General features: G+C 31.4%; 12 protein-coding genes. 4 read left to right on the top strand and 8 right to left on the bottom strand.

Annotation, left to right across the window (positions count from 1 at the left end; translation table 11 throughout):
- The first annotated feature begins 21 nt into the window (after positions 1 to 21).
- Positions 22 to 699: a LysE family translocator gene (locus tag L1S33_RS03615; RefSeq protein WP_240550918.1), complete on the top strand. Its 678-nt coding sequence runs from the start codon at positions 22 to 24 to the stop codon at positions 697 to 699.
- 49 nt (positions 700 to 748) lie between these two features.
- Here the strand turns inward: L1S33_RS03615 and L1S33_RS03610 are convergent, their stop codons facing one another.
- The 8 genes from L1S33_RS03610 to ilvD form a co-directional block, all read right to left on the bottom strand.
- Positions 749 to 2,611 (bottom strand): M1 family metallopeptidase, encoded by a 1,863-nt coding sequence (locus L1S33_RS03610; protein ID WP_240561265.1) that lies wholly within the window; start codon positions 2,609 to 2,611, stop codon positions 749 to 751.
- Positions 2,612 to 2,709: 98 nt separating this feature from the next.
- Positions 2,710 to 4,356, bottom strand: coding sequence for a S8 family peptidase (locus L1S33_RS03605; RefSeq protein WP_240550920.1), 1,647 nt, complete (start codon positions 4,354 to 4,356; stop codon positions 2,710 to 2,712).
- 40 nt (positions 4,357 to 4,396) lie between these two features.
- Positions 4,397 to 5,242, bottom strand: a complete 846-nt coding sequence (locus L1S33_RS03600; RefSeq protein ID WP_240561264.1) for an MBL fold metallo-hydrolase — start codon at positions 5,240 to 5,242, stop codon at positions 4,397 to 4,399.
- 77 nt (positions 5,243 to 5,319) lie between these two features.
- Complete coding sequence (gene ilvA, locus L1S33_RS03595; RefSeq protein ID WP_240561263.1) at positions 5,320 to 6,582, bottom strand: threonine ammonia-lyase IlvA; 1,263 nt, start codon at positions 6,580 to 6,582, stop codon at positions 5,320 to 5,322.
- An 8-nt stretch (positions 6,583 to 6,590) separates the two neighbouring features.
- A complete protein-coding gene (ilvC, locus tag L1S33_RS03590) occupies positions 6,591 to 8,069 on the bottom strand; it encodes a ketol-acid reductoisomerase (RefSeq protein ID WP_240550922.1) in 1,479 nt (492 codons plus the stop codon).
- Positions 8,070 to 8,188: 119 nt separating this feature from the next.
- A complete protein-coding gene (gene ilvN, locus L1S33_RS03585) occupies positions 8,189 to 8,719 on the bottom strand; it encodes an acetolactate synthase small subunit (protein WP_240561262.1) in 531 nt (176 codons plus the stop codon).
- Position 8,720: 1 nt separating this feature from the next.
- Positions 8,721 to 10,454 (bottom strand): biosynthetic-type acetolactate synthase large subunit, encoded by a 1,734-nt coding sequence (gene ilvB / locus L1S33_RS03580; RefSeq protein WP_240561261.1) that lies wholly within the window; start codon positions 10,452 to 10,454, stop codon positions 8,721 to 8,723.
- 88 nt (positions 10,455 to 10,542) lie between these two features.
- Positions 10,543 to 12,219 (bottom strand): dihydroxy-acid dehydratase, encoded by a 1,677-nt coding sequence (ilvD, locus tag L1S33_RS03575; protein WP_240561260.1) that lies wholly within the window; start codon positions 12,217 to 12,219, stop codon positions 10,543 to 10,545.
- 843 nt (positions 12,220 to 13,062) lie between these two features.
- Here ilvD and L1S33_RS03570 point away from each other — a divergent pair.
- The 3 genes from L1S33_RS03570 to argC are packed head-to-tail and all read left to right on the top strand — an operon-like array spanning position 13,063 to position 15,841.
- The gene (locus tag L1S33_RS03570) at positions 13,063 to 13,686 is read left to right on the top strand and encodes a GNAT family N-acetyltransferase (protein ID WP_240550925.1); all 624 of its coding nucleotides are present in this window, start codon (positions 13,063 to 13,065) and stop codon (positions 13,684 to 13,686) included.
- Positions 13,683 to 14,861: an argininosuccinate synthase gene (locus L1S33_RS03565; RefSeq protein WP_240550926.1), complete on the top strand. Its 1,179-nt coding sequence runs from the start codon at positions 13,683 to 13,685 to the stop codon at positions 14,859 to 14,861. Before L1S33_RS03570 ends, L1S33_RS03565 begins: the two co-directional genes overlap by 4 nt.
- 2 nt (positions 14,862 to 14,863) lie before the next feature.
- On the top strand, positions 14,864 to 15,841 hold the full coding sequence (gene argC, locus L1S33_RS03560; RefSeq protein ID WP_240550927.1) for an N-acetyl-gamma-glutamyl-phosphate reductase: 978 nt from the start codon (positions 14,864 to 14,866) through the stop codon (positions 15,839 to 15,841).

Genomic DNA, 15,841 nt, shown 5'->3' with positions numbered 1-15,841 from the left:
GATTCTCTTTGATTATTTTCTATGGATATTTACGATTTTAAAAATGCTTTTTTTGTAGGAGTCTTTATGGCTTTTATGATTGGCCCTGTATTTTTTATGCTGATTAAAACCAGTATTTTAAAAGGTGCAAGAGCTGCTTTTGCATTTGATTTAGGAGTAATCTTAGGTGATATAACATTTATATCCATTGCATATTTTGGAAGCAGAAGCTTATTAGAGAAAATAAAAGACGATCCAAGATTATTCTTAATTGGCGGTTTGGTATTGGTTGTTTACGGCTTAATAACCTACTTAGATAAAAGTAACAAGAAGGAAGTTGATGAATCCGAAGTAAAAGTCCCAGAAGAAAACAACTACTTTAAGTTGATAATTAAAGGGTTTTTCTTAAACTTTATTAATATTGGTGTTTTAGCAGGTTGGCTTGGAATTATGGTTATTGTTGGTCCTACTTTAGATATGAATCCTGTTTCAATTTTTTGGTATTTTGTTGTAGTTATTTTAGGTTATGCAGTTACAGATCTAGGTAAAATACTACTAGCAAAACAACTTAGAGATAAAATGACACCTTTAGTTATTTATAGAATAAAACGCGGAATGGGAATAATGCTCATTGTTTTTGGCGCTATTTTAATGCTAAAAGGCTTTATTCCGAAGGAAAAAATAGACAACTTGATTGACAAAGTTGAGATAAAAAAATAAGCGAAGTTTTCACTTCGCTTATTTTTTTGTTTGAAATGTAAATTAGTTTTTACTTTCCAAAAGTATTGTTATCCATTTTAACGTCTGCCATTAATTTAGATTTGTCAATTTCAACAGATTTTACTGTTTTAGAAGTTGTAAATGTATATGTTGGGTGTGCCCAAGTCCAATCTTTTAAAACAGTTGCAGTAGTTGGTTTTTGACCTCTCATAATACGTAATGGAATATTAAATTCTTCCGAAGAACCATCTGCATACGTTACAGAAACATCAATTGGCATTGGCATTTTACCAATTCTTTCTAACGTTACTTTGTTTCCTTCTACAGCTTTAATACCATAATCTATTGTATGTGTTGTTTGCGTCCATTCGTTTAAATACCAATCTAAATGAATACCAGAAACTTTTTCCATACTTCTTTTAATATCATTTGGTATTGGGTGTTTAAAACTAAAATCTGTAAAGTATTTTTTTAATCCTTTAGCTACATTTTCTTTTCCAATAACATATTCTAATTGACTTAAAAACAGATTTCCTTTAGAGTAACTTGCCATACTATAAGCAGCATTTGTATTATACCTATCTGCATGAGTACTCATAGATTCTTCAATATTATTAGCAACAATACCAAAATAATGTCTGTAAGAACCTACTTGTGGATTTTCAGCATTTCTACCACTAACTTTATTCATTGCTTTGTTAGAAATATGCGTTGTAAAACCTTCATCCATCCAAGGATGTAAGCTTTCATTTGTAGCTAACAAAAATTGAAACCACGTATGCGCCAATTCATGAGATGTTACTCCCAATAAACTTCCAAAAGAACGTTCCCCTGTAATTAATGTAGACATTGCATATTCCATTCCACCATCTCCACCTTGTATAACTGAATATTGCTTATATGGATATTGACCAACATGCTCACTAAAATAAGTCATTAATTCAGCTGTTTTAGGCTGTAAGTTTTTCCAGTTTTCTAAATACTTAGCTTCTAAAGTTTTCTTGTATAAAAAATGTAAATCTATACCATTATCCATTTTAAAAGTATCATGAATATATTCTGGATCTGCTGCCCATGTAAAATCGTGCACATTTGGTGCTTTAAAATTCCATGTTAATTTTTCTCCTGAAGGAAGGTTTAATGGTTTACTTTTATCTTCATAACCATGACCAACTTCTTGCGGATTTTGTAAATATCCACTTCCTCCAACTACATAATTTTTATCAATATGAAGTGTTACGTCAAAATCTCCCCAAACTCCGTGAAACTCACGCGCTATATAAGGTGGTGTATGCCAACCTTCAAAATCGTATTCTGCCATTTTAGGATACCATTGACTCATAGATAAAGCAACACCTTCGCTACTATTACGCCCAGAACGTCGAATTTGAACAGGTACTTGCGCATCAAAGTTCATAGAAAAAGTTGCACTTTCTCCTGGCTGAATTGGCGTATTTAATGTTACTTCTAAAATTGTTCCTACAGTTTCATGTTGTACTGAAGTTCCGTTTTGAGAAAGTGTATTTACTTTAATATATCCAATTTCTGATGGACTTAATTTACTAATTCTGTCTCCAATTTTTTTACTTGGATCTTTAATGTTTCTAGAACGAACATCCATTTGAGAATCTGGCTGAAACGCATTAAAATATAAATGATAATATACTTTATTTAATGCATCTGGAGAATTATTGGTGTAAACCAACTCTTGTTTTCCTTTATATTGATAGTTATTTACATTCATATCAATATCCATTTTATAAGCTACGTGTTGTTGCCAATAACTTGATGCAGTTTTATTTGTTGAGCTTGGCTCTGTAGATTGTTGTATGCTATTGTCTACATTTTTAGTAGTAGTTGCACAAGATAGCATTGTCAATAAAGACAATCCGAAGAAAAGTGTTTTTTTCATTTTTAAAAATTTTTATTATAAAAAACGTCATTGTTTGCTGAATGTTTTCAGTGCACAATGACGTTTTATTTAAAAAATCAGTCTGCGGACTGTTTTTATTATTTACCGTTAACCATTTGGTCTGCCATTTTTAAAGCATTGTATGCATTTACAACACGTCCAGAAACAGATAATGTAGAAAAAGGAACTAATTTTCCTTTTGGAGTTTCTCTACTTCTAGAACCTGGTTGTAAAACTTCTAAATCAATTTTAGTTCCAGAATTCATTAAGATACGTTTAACTTGACTAGCCGATAATTGTGGGTAGTAAGAACGTACTAATGCTGCAACACCTGCTGTAGCTGGAGAAGCCATTGAAGTTCCACTGAATTTTTTATACTCACCTTCTGGCGTTGTAGAATGTACTTGAACTCCTGGTGCAAAAACATCTACATTTATTTTACCATAGTTAGAAAAACTTGCTGGTAAATTTTCATCATAATTAGCGCTCATTGCACCTACTGTTAAAAAGTTATCAGAAACTTCAGTTAATAAATCTGGTGCATCATTAGGAAATGTTTTTTCAACATCTATATTTTTACCGTCATTACCAGCTGCATTTACAATTAATACATCTTTAGAAGCTGCATATTTAATTGCATCGTAAACCCATTCTTTGTTTGGTGAAAATGCTTTACCAAAACTTGTATTGATAACTTTTGCTCCGTTATCTACTGCATATCTAATTCCTAAAGCAACATCTTTATCATACTCATCTCCATCAGAAACTGAACGAACTGCCATTATTTTTACATTATTAGCAACACCATTCATTCCAACACCATTGTTACGCGTAGCTCCAATAATTCCTGATACGTGAGAACCATGTGCTTCATCTTTTATAGAATGACCAGAATTTCCGTTTCCATATCCTGGTTTATCTTTAATATCATACGCATTATCGCCAACTGGAGTTCTATAATCTGTTTTTAGATTATCTCCATTGATAGTTGCATCTGCACTACTAACTAATTTGTTTAATTCTTTTGAAATACTCTGTAAAGTAAGTCCATTTCTTTTTGCAAATGCTGCAATACCAATGGCTCCTTTTAATTCTTCATCTGTAGTATTTATTGCTTCAATTTCTTTAGGAGTAAAATCTTCTTTCCCAAAGTGTTTTGTTAAAACTGCTGTTGCAGAATTAACATTATCTAACATACCGCCGTAACGTTGTTTATCTCCTTTAGCTGCAACAACTTTAGTTTCTTGATATGCTTTAACCTCAGCAAGTGTAGCCGCATCTGCAATAGAAGGATTCATTAAAATACGTTCGTACTCTAAATGTTCTTTATACGTATCTCCTAAAAAATTCCAACCGTTAATGTCATCTACATAACCATTATTGTCATCATCTTTACCGTTACCTGCAATTTCTCCTTTGTTTACCCAAGCAACATCTTTTAAATCTTCATGCTTTAAATCTGTACCAGAATCGACAACTCCAACTACAACTTCAACTCCTTGTTTACCTGCTAAAAACTTATAAGCTTTATCTACACTCATACCAGGAATAGTATCTGTAGCTAAATCTAAATGTTGCCAATTGTCTTTTTCGGCATCTGTTAATTTTGCCTTTTTTGCTGAAATTAATACTGCATTTTCCATTCCTGCAGGAACTGCAACATTAGTTAAATTACTAACTGATTTACAACTAGTAAAAGCAACAGCAGCAATAGCTGTATAAAAAATTGGTTTTAAAACTCTCATATTTATATTCTTAATTTAATCTATGTATTTATATAATTTTTTAATTGAAAACATCTGTAAATTTATGGCTATCTTTTAGTCGAACTCCTTTTTCTGTATGTTGTACTGTACAAATTTCATTGTAAGCATCGTGTTCTAAAAACAGAAAGTAGTCTCTATCTGCAGCTTCATTTAGAAAATCTGCTTTTTCTTTAATTGTTAATAACGGGCGTGTATCGTAACCCATTACATATGGTAAAGGAATATGACCAACAGTTGGTAACAAATCTGCCATAAAAACAATAGTTTTTCCTTGATATTGAATCTTCGGAAGCATTTGTTTTTCGGTGTGTCCATCCATAAAAAGCACATCAAAACCTACTTGATCTTTTGTATTTCTATGTACAAAGTTTAATTGACCACTTTCTTCAATAGGTAAAATATTTTCCTTTAAAAATGAGGCTTTTTCGCGTGGATTTGGCTCAATTGCCCAGTTCCAATGACGATCATTAGACCAAAATTTTGCGTTTTTAAATGCAGGTTGGTAACCGGTTTTGTCTTTATTAAATTGTATTGAACCTCCACAATGATCAAAATGTAAGTGTGTTAAGAAAACATCAGTAACGTCATCTCTATGGAAACCGTGTTTTGCCAAAGAAGCATCTAAAGAAAAATCTCCAAACATATAGTAATATCCAAAAAACTTTTCAGATTGTTTATTTCCCATTCCAGTATCAACTAATGTAAGTCTATCTCCATCTTCAATAAGCATGCAACGCATACTCATATCTATCATGTTATTAGCGTCTGAAGGGTTTGTTCTTTGCCAAATAGATTTTGGAACAACGCCAAACATTGCACCTCCATCTAACTTAAAATTACCTGTTTCTATTGGATAAATTTTCATCGTTTACAAATATGCGAAATTTAAACTTAAAGTTTTGTTAAGAAAAACAAAAAAGCAACTCGATTGAGTTGCTTTTTTTAAACTAAAAATTCAAATAAATTTGGCTTATCATTTAGATATTCACCGAAGAAATTGTGCTTTTTCATTTTTAAAATTAAAGGATCTAAATCTTCAGGAGACTTAAGTTGTAAACCAACTACCGCAACATCATTTTCTCGATTTACTTTTTTTGTATATTCAAAATGTGTAATGTCATCTGTTGGGTTTAAAATATTTACCACAAAATCTCTAAGAGCACCTGCTCTTTGAGGGAATTTTATAATAAAGTAATGTTTTAGGTTTGCATACAAAAGTGCTCGCTCTTTTATATCAGCAGTTCTTGTTATATCATTATTGCTTCCACTAACAATACAAACTACGTTTTTACCTTTAATTTCATCAGCAAAAAAATCTAAAGCAGCTATACTTAAAGCTCCTGCAGGTTCTACAACAATTGCATCTTTATTATACAAATCTAAAATTGTTTGACAGATTTTTCCTTCTGGAACAGTAATCATATCATGCAAATTCTGTTGACAAATTGCAAAATTTAAATCGCCCACTTTCTTAACCGCTGCTCCATCTACAAAAGCATTAATTTTTTCTAAGGCAGTATTTTTTTTATTTCTTAATGATGTTAACATAGAAGGTGCTCCTTCTGGTTCTACACCAATTATTTTTGTTTCTGGTGATAAATGTTTAAAAACAGATGATAAACCAGATGATAAACCTCCACCTCCAACTGGAACAAAGACATAATCTATTTTTTTATCAGTTTGATTTAGTATTTCTAAACCAACTGTTGCCTGACCTTCAATTACTTTTTCATCGTTAAACGGATGAATAAATGTTTTACTTTTTGCTTCGCATTCTATAATTGAAGCATTGTAAGCATCATCAAAAGTATCTCCTTCAATAACAACATTTACAAACTCTTCACCAAACATTTTTACTTGTTCTATCTTTTGATTTGGAGTAGGTAAAGGCATGTAAATTGTACCTTTTATTTGGAGTAATTTACATGATAAAGCTACACCTTGCGCGTGGTTTCCTGCACTTGCACAAACAATTCCATTTGCTTTTTCTTCAGCAGTTAAAGAAGAAATTTTATTGTAAGCACCCCTAATTTTATAAGAACGTACAACTTGTAAATCTTCTCTTTTAAACAAAATATTTGAATCAAACTTTTTTGAATTCTGTAAATTTTGAGTTAATGGAGTAATAGAAGCTACGTCTTTTAATTTTAAAGAAGCAGCTTCTATATTTTTTATACTCGGAAAAAAAGTGGTTTTGGTTTCCATCAATGGAATTATGCTTCGGTTTTTATTACTTTCATTGCTGTCATAGAAGCTCTTAATTTTGCTCCTACAATTTCTACTGGATGATTTCTAATAATAGCATTAATTCTAATTAATTCTTGGTTATCAACTCCATTTTCTGAGCTAAATGATTTACCAATAATATTAGTTTTTACATCCTTCATAAAGTCTGTTAATAAAGGCTTACAAGCATGGTCAAATAAATAACAACCATATTCTGCAGTATCAGAAATTACACGGTTCATTTCTGCTAATTTCATTCTTGCAATTGTATTTGCAATTAACGGAGTTTCGTGTAAAGATTCATAGTATGCAGATGCATCTATAATTCCAGAATCTGTCATTGCTTCAAAAGCTAACTCTACACCAGCTCTTACAAAAGCAACTAATAAAGTTCCATGATCGAAATATTCTTGTTCAGGAATTTCATCTGTAGTAATTACTTGTTTTTCAAAAGCAGTTTCTCCTGTTGCAGCTCTCCAAGTTAATAAATTTATGTCATCATTAGCCCAATCTTCCATCATGGTTTTTGAGAAATGACCTGTCATAATATCATCCATATGTTTCTGGAACAACGGACGCATAATGTCTTTTAATTCTTCTGATAAACGAAACGCTTCTACTTTTGCAGGATTAGACAATCTGTCCATCATGTTTGTAATTCCACCATGCTTTAAAGCTTCCGTTACAGTTTCCCAACCATACTGAATTAATTTTGCAGCATAACCTGGTTCAATTCCTTCTTCTACCATTTTATCAAAAGATAAAATTGCTCCTGTTTGTAACAAACCACATAAAATAGTTTGTTCTCCCATTAAATCTGACTTTACTTCAGCAACAAAAGAAGATTCTAAAACTCCTGCTCTGTTACCTCCAGTTGCCACTGCATATGCTTTTGCTTGTGCCCAACCTTTTCCTTCTGGGTCATTTTCTGGGTGAACTGCCGTTAATGTTGGTACTCCAAATCCTCTTTTATATTCTTCTCTAACTTCAGAACCAGGACACTTTGGTGCGACCATAATTACTGTTAAGTCTTCACGAATTTGCATTCCTTCTTCAACAATATTAAAACCGTGAGAATACGATAAAGTAGCTCCTTTTTTCATTAAAGGCATTACAGCATTTACAACATTTGTATGCTGCTTATCTGGCGCTAAATTAATTACAACATCTGCTGTTGGCAATAACTCTTCATAAGTACCAACTGTAAAATTATTAGACGTTGCGTTAATATAAGACTGTCTTTTTTCATTTATTGCTGCTTGTCTTAATGTATAAGAGATATCTAATCCAGAATCTCTCATATTTAATCCTTGGTTTAAACCCTGTGCACCACAACCTACAATAACAATTTTCTTCCCTTTTAATGCTTCTACTCCGTCTTCAAATTCTGAAGCGTCCATAAAACGGCATTTTCCTAATTGCTCTAATTTTTCTCTTAATGTTAATGTGTTAAAATAATTTGACATTTTTTTTTATTTAGTTGTGTATAATTCGAAAAGAGAAAAAAGAGTAGAGAGTAAAGACTAATTCTGTTCGATAATATGTCTTTTTTCTTTGCTCTATTTTCTTTGCTCTATATTTTATTTTAGTTGTTGTATGATTCTAATAATTCTGATATTCTCATCTCATCTTTAGTTACTGCGATAAGACCAGAACGTGTATATTGCATAATGCCATAAACACTTAATTGCTCATGTAATTCTGCTATTTCTTCTTTCTTTCCTGATTTTTCTAACACAAAAAATTCTGTATTAACAGTTACAATTCTTGCGTGACTATTTTTAATAATATTTTGAATTTGAGGTTCTTCAAATAACAATTCAGACTTTACCTTAAACAAACCAGATATTTGATAAATAACTTGATCTAGTGTATGATAATAAGCTTTTATTACTTCTACTTGTTTTTCTATTTGCCCGATAATTTTCTTAACATTAACCTCAATCATGTTTACCACAATGGTAAATCTAGACACATTATCTATTTCTGAAGGAGAAATATTTAAACTCTCTATATTAATGTGTCTTCTTTGAAAAATTGCTGAAATCCTATTCAACAATCCAATATTATTTTCAGTATAAACTGATATTGTATAAAGTTGTTTTTCTGTATTCATCTTATTCTAGTCTTATATCTGAAACACTTGCTCCTGTAGGAATCATTGGAAAAACATTTCCTTCTTTTTCTACACAAACTTCTAAAAAGTAAGCCTCTTTACTTTCCATCATCTCTTTAACAGCATCTGCTAATTCTTCTCTTTTAGTAACTTTCTTTGCTTTGATGTAATAACCTTCTGCAATTGCAACAAAATTAGGGTTTACCATTTCTGTTGACGCATAACGTTTGTCAAAAAACAATTGTTGCCATTGACGTACCATTCCTAAAAAATCGTTATTTAAAACCACCACTTTTACAGCTGCTTTTTGCTGAAAAATAGTTCCTAATTCTTGAATTGTCATTTGATAACCACCATCGCCAGAAATAGAAACAACTTCACGTTCTGGAGCTGCCATTTTTGCACCAATTGCTGCTGGCAATCCAAAGCCCATTGTACCTAATCCACCAGAAGTAATATTACTTTTGGTTTTGTTGAATTCTGCATATCTACAAGCAATCATTTGGTGCTGACCAACATCACTTACAATTGCAGCGTTACCTTTACTTTGAACGTTAATTTGATGAAGAACTTCACCCATTGTTAATCCTTCTTTCGTTGGATGAATATCGCCTTTAATTACTTTTTCATACTCAATAGCGTATAAATCTGCAAATTCTTTACGCCATTCTGGATGTTTATTTTCATTTAATAATGGTAATAACAACTCTAAACTTGCTTTTGCATCACCTAAAACTGCAACATCTGTTTTTACGTTTTTATCTATTTCTGCAGGATCAATTTCAAAGTGAATTACTTTGGCTTGCGTAGCATACGTATCTAACTTTCCTGTAACACGATCGTCAAAACGCATACCAATTGCTATTAAAACATCACATTGGTTTGTTAAAACATTTGGCGCATAATTACCATGCATACCAACCATACCAACATTTAATGGATGCGAAGTTGGTATTGCAGAAGCTCCTAAAATTGTCCATGCAGCAGGGATTCCTGCTTTTTCAATTACTGCTTTAAATGCTTCTTCAGCTTCACTTAAAATTACTCCTTGCCCCCAAACTACTAATGGTTTTTTAGCAGAATTAATTAATTTTGCAGCTTCTTCTACAGAAGAAATAGCTGTCTTTGGTATTGGATTATAGCTTCTTACTTTCGTACACTTTTCATAAGAAAAATCGAACTCTTCTAACTGTGCATCTTTAGTAACATCAATTAAAACGGGTCCTGGTCTTCCACTTTTTGCAATGTAAAATGCTTTTGCAATAGCTTCAGGAATGTCAGAAGCCTTTGTTACTTGGCAATTCCATTTTGTAACTGGTGTAGAAATACCTACAATATCTGTTTCTTGAAATGCATCACTTCCCAATAAATGAGAAAATACTTGACCTGTAATACACACCATTGGTGTAGAGTCTATTTGCGCATCTGCAATACCCGTAATTAAATTGGTTGCTCCAGGTCCTGAAGTTGCCATTGCAACTCCTACTTCACCAGAAATACGCGCATAACCTTGTGCAGAATGTGTTGCACCTTGCTCATGACGTGTTAATACATGATGAATTTTATCTTGATATTTATACAACTCATCATATACAGGCATAATTGCGCCTCCAGGATAACCGTATAAAATCTTAACTCCCTCTTCAATTAAACACCTTACAATTGCTTCGCTACCAGAAATTTTTTCTGTAACTTTTTTTGCCGTTTGATTGTTTTTTATGGTTTGTGTTTCCATATTTTTATGTTTTGAGATGAAAGAATATAGATAATAGAATAAAGACTTTTACAATCTTCTGCTTTTCTCTATTTTCTTGTTTCTTTTATTATTCGTCTGTTATACATCCTTTAGATGCAGATGCTACCATTTTAGCATATTTATATAAAATTCCTTTTTTATGCTTTAAAGCTGGTGCAACCCATTTTGCTTTTCTTTCTGCAATTTCTTCTTCAGAAAGTAAAACATTTATGGAATTGTCTTCTGCACTAATTCTAATTTTATCACCTGTTTTAAGAATACCGATAGTTCCTCCAGATTGTGCTTCTGGTGTAATATGTCCGACCACAAAACCATGAGTTCCTCCAGAAAAACGGCCATCTGTAATTAAAGCTACAGATTTTCCTAAACCTGCTCCCATAATTAATGAAGTTGGTTTTAACATTTCTGGCATTCCTGGTCCTCCTTTAGGTCCAACATATCTAATGACGACTACATCTCCTCTTTCTACTTCTCCGTTAGAAATACCTGTATTTGCTGCTTGTTCACCGTCGTAAACAACTGCTTTTCCTTCAAAAAGTAAACCTTCATTTCCAGAAATTTTTGCAACAGCTCCTTCTTCTGCAAGGTTTCCATAAATTATTTGAATATTACCAGATGATTTTAAAGCTTTATCTTTTGGAAAAACTACATCTTGGTCTTCAAACTCCATAGCTTCAACATTTGCTAAATTTTCTGCTAAAGTTTTACCGGTAACTGTTAAACAATCTCCATGTAAATAACCGTTATCTAATAAATATTTCATTATTGCTGGTGTACCACCAACTCCATGAACATCTTCCATTAAATATTTACCTGATGGTTTTAAATCTGCAATTAATGGAGTTCTATCACTTACTTTTTGAAAATCTTCTAATGTAAACTCAATATCTGCTGCATGTGCAATTGCTAAAAAGTGTAATACTGCATTTGTAGATCCTCCTAAAGCATTTACAATTGCTATTGCATTTTCCAATGATTTTTTAGAAATAATATCTAAAGGTTTTAAATCTAATTCTAATAAGTTTTTAATTGCTAAAGCGGTTCTTTCTGCTTCAGATAATTTATTAGGATTTTCTGCTGGTATAGATGAATTATAAGGCAACGCAAAACCCATACACTCAATAGCAGAAGCCATTGTATTTGCTGTATACATTCCTCCACAAGCTCCAGCTCCTGGAATTGCTCTTTTTATAATTTCTCTATATTCTTCTTCTTCTATTTCTCCTGCTACTTTTTGGCCTAAAGCTTCAAAAGCAGAAACAATATTTAATTTTTTTCCTTTGTAATTTCCAGATGCAATTGTACCTCCATACATCATAATTGACGGACGATTTAAACGCAACATTGCAATTACTGCTCCTGGCATATTTTTATCGCAACCAACTATAGAAACCAATGCATCGTAACTTTGCGCGTTCATTACTGTTTCTATAGAATCTGCAATAATATCTCTAGATGCTAATGAGTAATTCATACCAGAAGTTCCCATAGAAATCCCATCTGAAACTCCAATTGTATTAAATCCTAAACCTACTAAACCAGCAATTTTAGATTCCACTTTTACTTCTGCAGCCAAATTGTTTAAGTGCATGTTACAAGGATTACCATCGTAACCAGTACTTGCAATACCAACTTGAGCTTTGCTCATATCTTCATCTGTTAAGCCTACTGCATACAACATTGCTTGCGATGCTGGTTGAGACTCATCTTGTGTTAATCTTTTACTGTGTTTATTTAAGTTCATTTTTAAACAGCTTTATAGCTTTGGTTTTTCGAAATTATTTTATTCTCTTATTATTAACTCGTCTTATTATACTTTTAAATGATATCTATTATTTGATTTTAAAACCTAAACAACTATATTACAGTGACTTAAAATCAATAAATTGTAATACTCAAAACAACAAAAAGGTTGCTAATTTTGTAAAAAATACTTTTAAATAAACAAAAAAGACTTCCTGAAATACAGGAAGCCTTTCATAATTTAAAACGACATTTCCTATCCTTGCAAAAAAATTACAAAGACAATAATAGAAATGATATTTATTATTCGATTTTTCATTTGATATGGCAAATATTTAAATAAATAACTTAAAAATCCTAACCAATATCAATATTTTAGTGAATTATTTTTAATTTCTCAAAAAAATAATTAAATATCATTTCTTATTTTTAAATTAATTAAAAAAGAGGTTATTTTTTTTCATATTCGTAAAAATCAATGTTTTATGAAAAATAAATTAGATTTATTTTTGTTAGAAAAAAAAACGTTATAGATTTACAGCATGATTAAATCATTAAATAAAAACATAATACCCGCATATTTACCAACAGGTAAACGACGCCGCTAATGCACTACTTTACATGCAATTTAGTTAATAGTTTTTATTTTTTATTTTTTCACAATGAACAATTCATCACACTTCTTCTTATTATTAAACACTGTTATTAAAAATAATAACAGAGAAGGTATTCGACCAATTTTTCGCCGCCGCCCTTAGGGTGTATTTTTATCTACAGAGCTTAGGCGAGTCCAGTTCTACTACCCAAAAGAACCAATTACAATTAATTTAAAACATCAATTACAATGGAAATTGTTATTGCTAATAAATCACATAGTATTTACGCAGAAATTATTTGCGACACTATAGCAAACGCAGCAAAAGTTAGAGGAACTGGTATTGCAAAACGTAAACCAGAATACATTATTACTAAAATAGAAAACGGTAATGCTGTTATTGCTTTAGATGGCGAAAAATTTGCTGGATTTTGTTATATAGAACAATGGAGTCATGGAAAATTTGTAGCTAATTCTGGTTTAATTGTTCATCCAGATTTTAGAAATATTGGCTTAGCTAAAAAAATTAAAAAGAAAATTTTTGAACACTCTAGAACTAAATTCCCCAATGCTAAAGTGTTTAGTATTACCACAGGTTTAGCTGTAATGAAATTAAATAGTGATTTAGGTTACAAACCTGTAACTTTTTCGGAGCTAACAGATGATCAATCCTTTTGGAATGGTTGTCAAACGTGCAAAAATTTTGATGTATTAACCAGAACTGAACAAAAAATGTGTTTGTGTACAGGAATGTTGTTCGATCCTGCTAAAAAAGAAAAAGCAGGTAATGAAACAAAAAAACACGATAAAAAAGTATGGACAAGATTAAAAAACATTAAACAATCTATGTTCCTTAAAAAAGATAAAAAATGAAAAAATTAGTAATAGCTTACAGTGGTGGTTTAGACACTTCTTATTGTGCAGTAAGTTTATCAAAAGAATATGATGTACACGCTGTTAGTGTAAATACAGGAGGTTTTACAACTGAGGAGATTAAACATATAGAAAGTAACGCTTATAAAATGGGTGTTACAACTTATAAAAATATTGATGCGGTTGCAACATTTTATAACAAAGTAGTTAAGTATTTAATTTTTGGTAACGTATTAAAAAATAGTACCTATCCGCTTTCTGTAAGTGCAGAAAGAATTATACAAGCCATTGAAATTATTGAATATGCAAAAAGTATAGATGCAGAATATATTGCACATGGAAGTACTGGAGCTGGTAACGACCAAGTAAGATTTGATATGATTTTTCAAACATTGGCACCAAATATTAAAATTATTACACCAATTAGAGATCAAAAACTAGCCAGACAAGAAGAAATAGATTACTTAAAATCTGAAGGAATTGACATGAATTGGGAAAAATCTAAATATTCTGTAAATAAAGGCCTTTGGGGAACAAGTGTTGGTGGCGTTGAAACTTTAAAGTCTGAAAAGCCTTTACCAAGTGAAGCATATCCTTCTCAATTAGAAAAAGAAGGTGAAGAAAAAGTAACATTGACATTTAAAAATGGTGAGTTTGTTGCTTTAAACGGACAAGAAAATGCACCAGAAGTGAATATAGAAAACCTAAATAATATTGCATCAAAATTTGCAATTGGTAGAGATATTCATGTTGGAGATACTATTGTTGGTACAAAAGGTAGAGTTGGTTTTGAAGCTGCAGCTGCTTTAATTACAGTAAAAGCACATCATTTATTAGAGAAACATACCTTAACAAAATGGCAATTACAACACAAAGAATATTTATCTAGTTTTTACGGAATGCATTTACACGAAGGTCAATATTTAGATCCTGTAATGAGAGATACGGAAGCTTTTTTACAAAGTTCGCAAAAAATGGTTTCTGGTAATGTTATAGTTTCTTTAAAACCGTATCACTTTACTTTAGATGGTATTGTATCAAAACACGATTTAATGTCTAGCGCATTTAGTACGTATGGTGAAGAAAATAAAGCTTGGACAGCAGATGATGCTAAAGGTTTTATCAAAATTATAGGAAATCAGAACAAAATTTATAGACAAGTAAACAACTCATAACTATGTTACAAGTAGGAATTATAGGAGGAGCAGGTTATACCGCTGGAGAATTAATTAGATTGTTGTTAAATCACCCAGAAACGAACATTAATTTTGTGTTTAGTACTTCTAATGCTGGCAACAAATTATATAAAGTTCATCAAGATTTGGTAGGTTCAACGGAAATTAGCTTTACAAGTGAAATAAATGCCGATGTAGATGTTTTATTCTTATGTTTAGGACACGGAAATTCAACTGCTTTTTTACAAAAAAATAGCTTTTCTGATAACACAAAAATCATTGATTTAAGTAACGATTTTAGATTACTTGCCGATAAGAATTTTGAAGGAAAAGAATTTGTGTATGGTTTACCTGAACTAGATAAAGAAGCTATAAAAAAGGCTAAATACATTGCAAATCCTGGTTGTTTTGCAACGGCTTTGCAATTGGCAATTTTACCTTTAGCAGCAAATGGTTTGTTAAAAGATGATGTTCATATTAATGCAGTTACAGGAGCAACTGGTGCAGGAACTTCACTTTCTGCAACAACACATTTTACGTGGAGAGATAATAATTTTTCTCACTATAAAGCATTCAATCATCAACATTTAGGAGAAATTAATCAGACTGTAAATCAGTTACAAAGTGATTTTAATTCTGAAATTAATTTTATGCCAAATAGAGGAGATTTTTCTAGAGGAATTTTTGCAACAACGTACACAAAATTTGATGGTTCTCTTGAAGACGCTAAAAAAATCTATAAAGAATATTATAAAGATGCTGCTTTTACCATTGTTTCTGATGAAAGCATCTTTTTAAAACAAGTTGTAAACACAAACAAATGTTTGGTGCAATTAGAAAAGCACGGCAATAAATTACTAATAACAAGTACAATAGACAATCTTTTAAAAGGAGCTTCTGGAGCAGCAATTCAGAATTTAAATTTAATGTATGGTTTTGAAGAAACGGAAGGATTGCAATTAAAAGCGAATTATTTTTAA

Source organism: Tenacibaculum aquimarinum, assembly GCF_022478115.1.
Classification (GTDB): domain Bacteria; phylum Bacteroidota; class Bacteroidia; order Flavobacteriales; family Flavobacteriaceae; genus Polaribacter; species Polaribacter aquimarinum_A.
The sequence above is the reverse complement of the archived record's forward strand: the minus strand, read 5'-3'. Positions and strand labels throughout refer to the sequence as shown.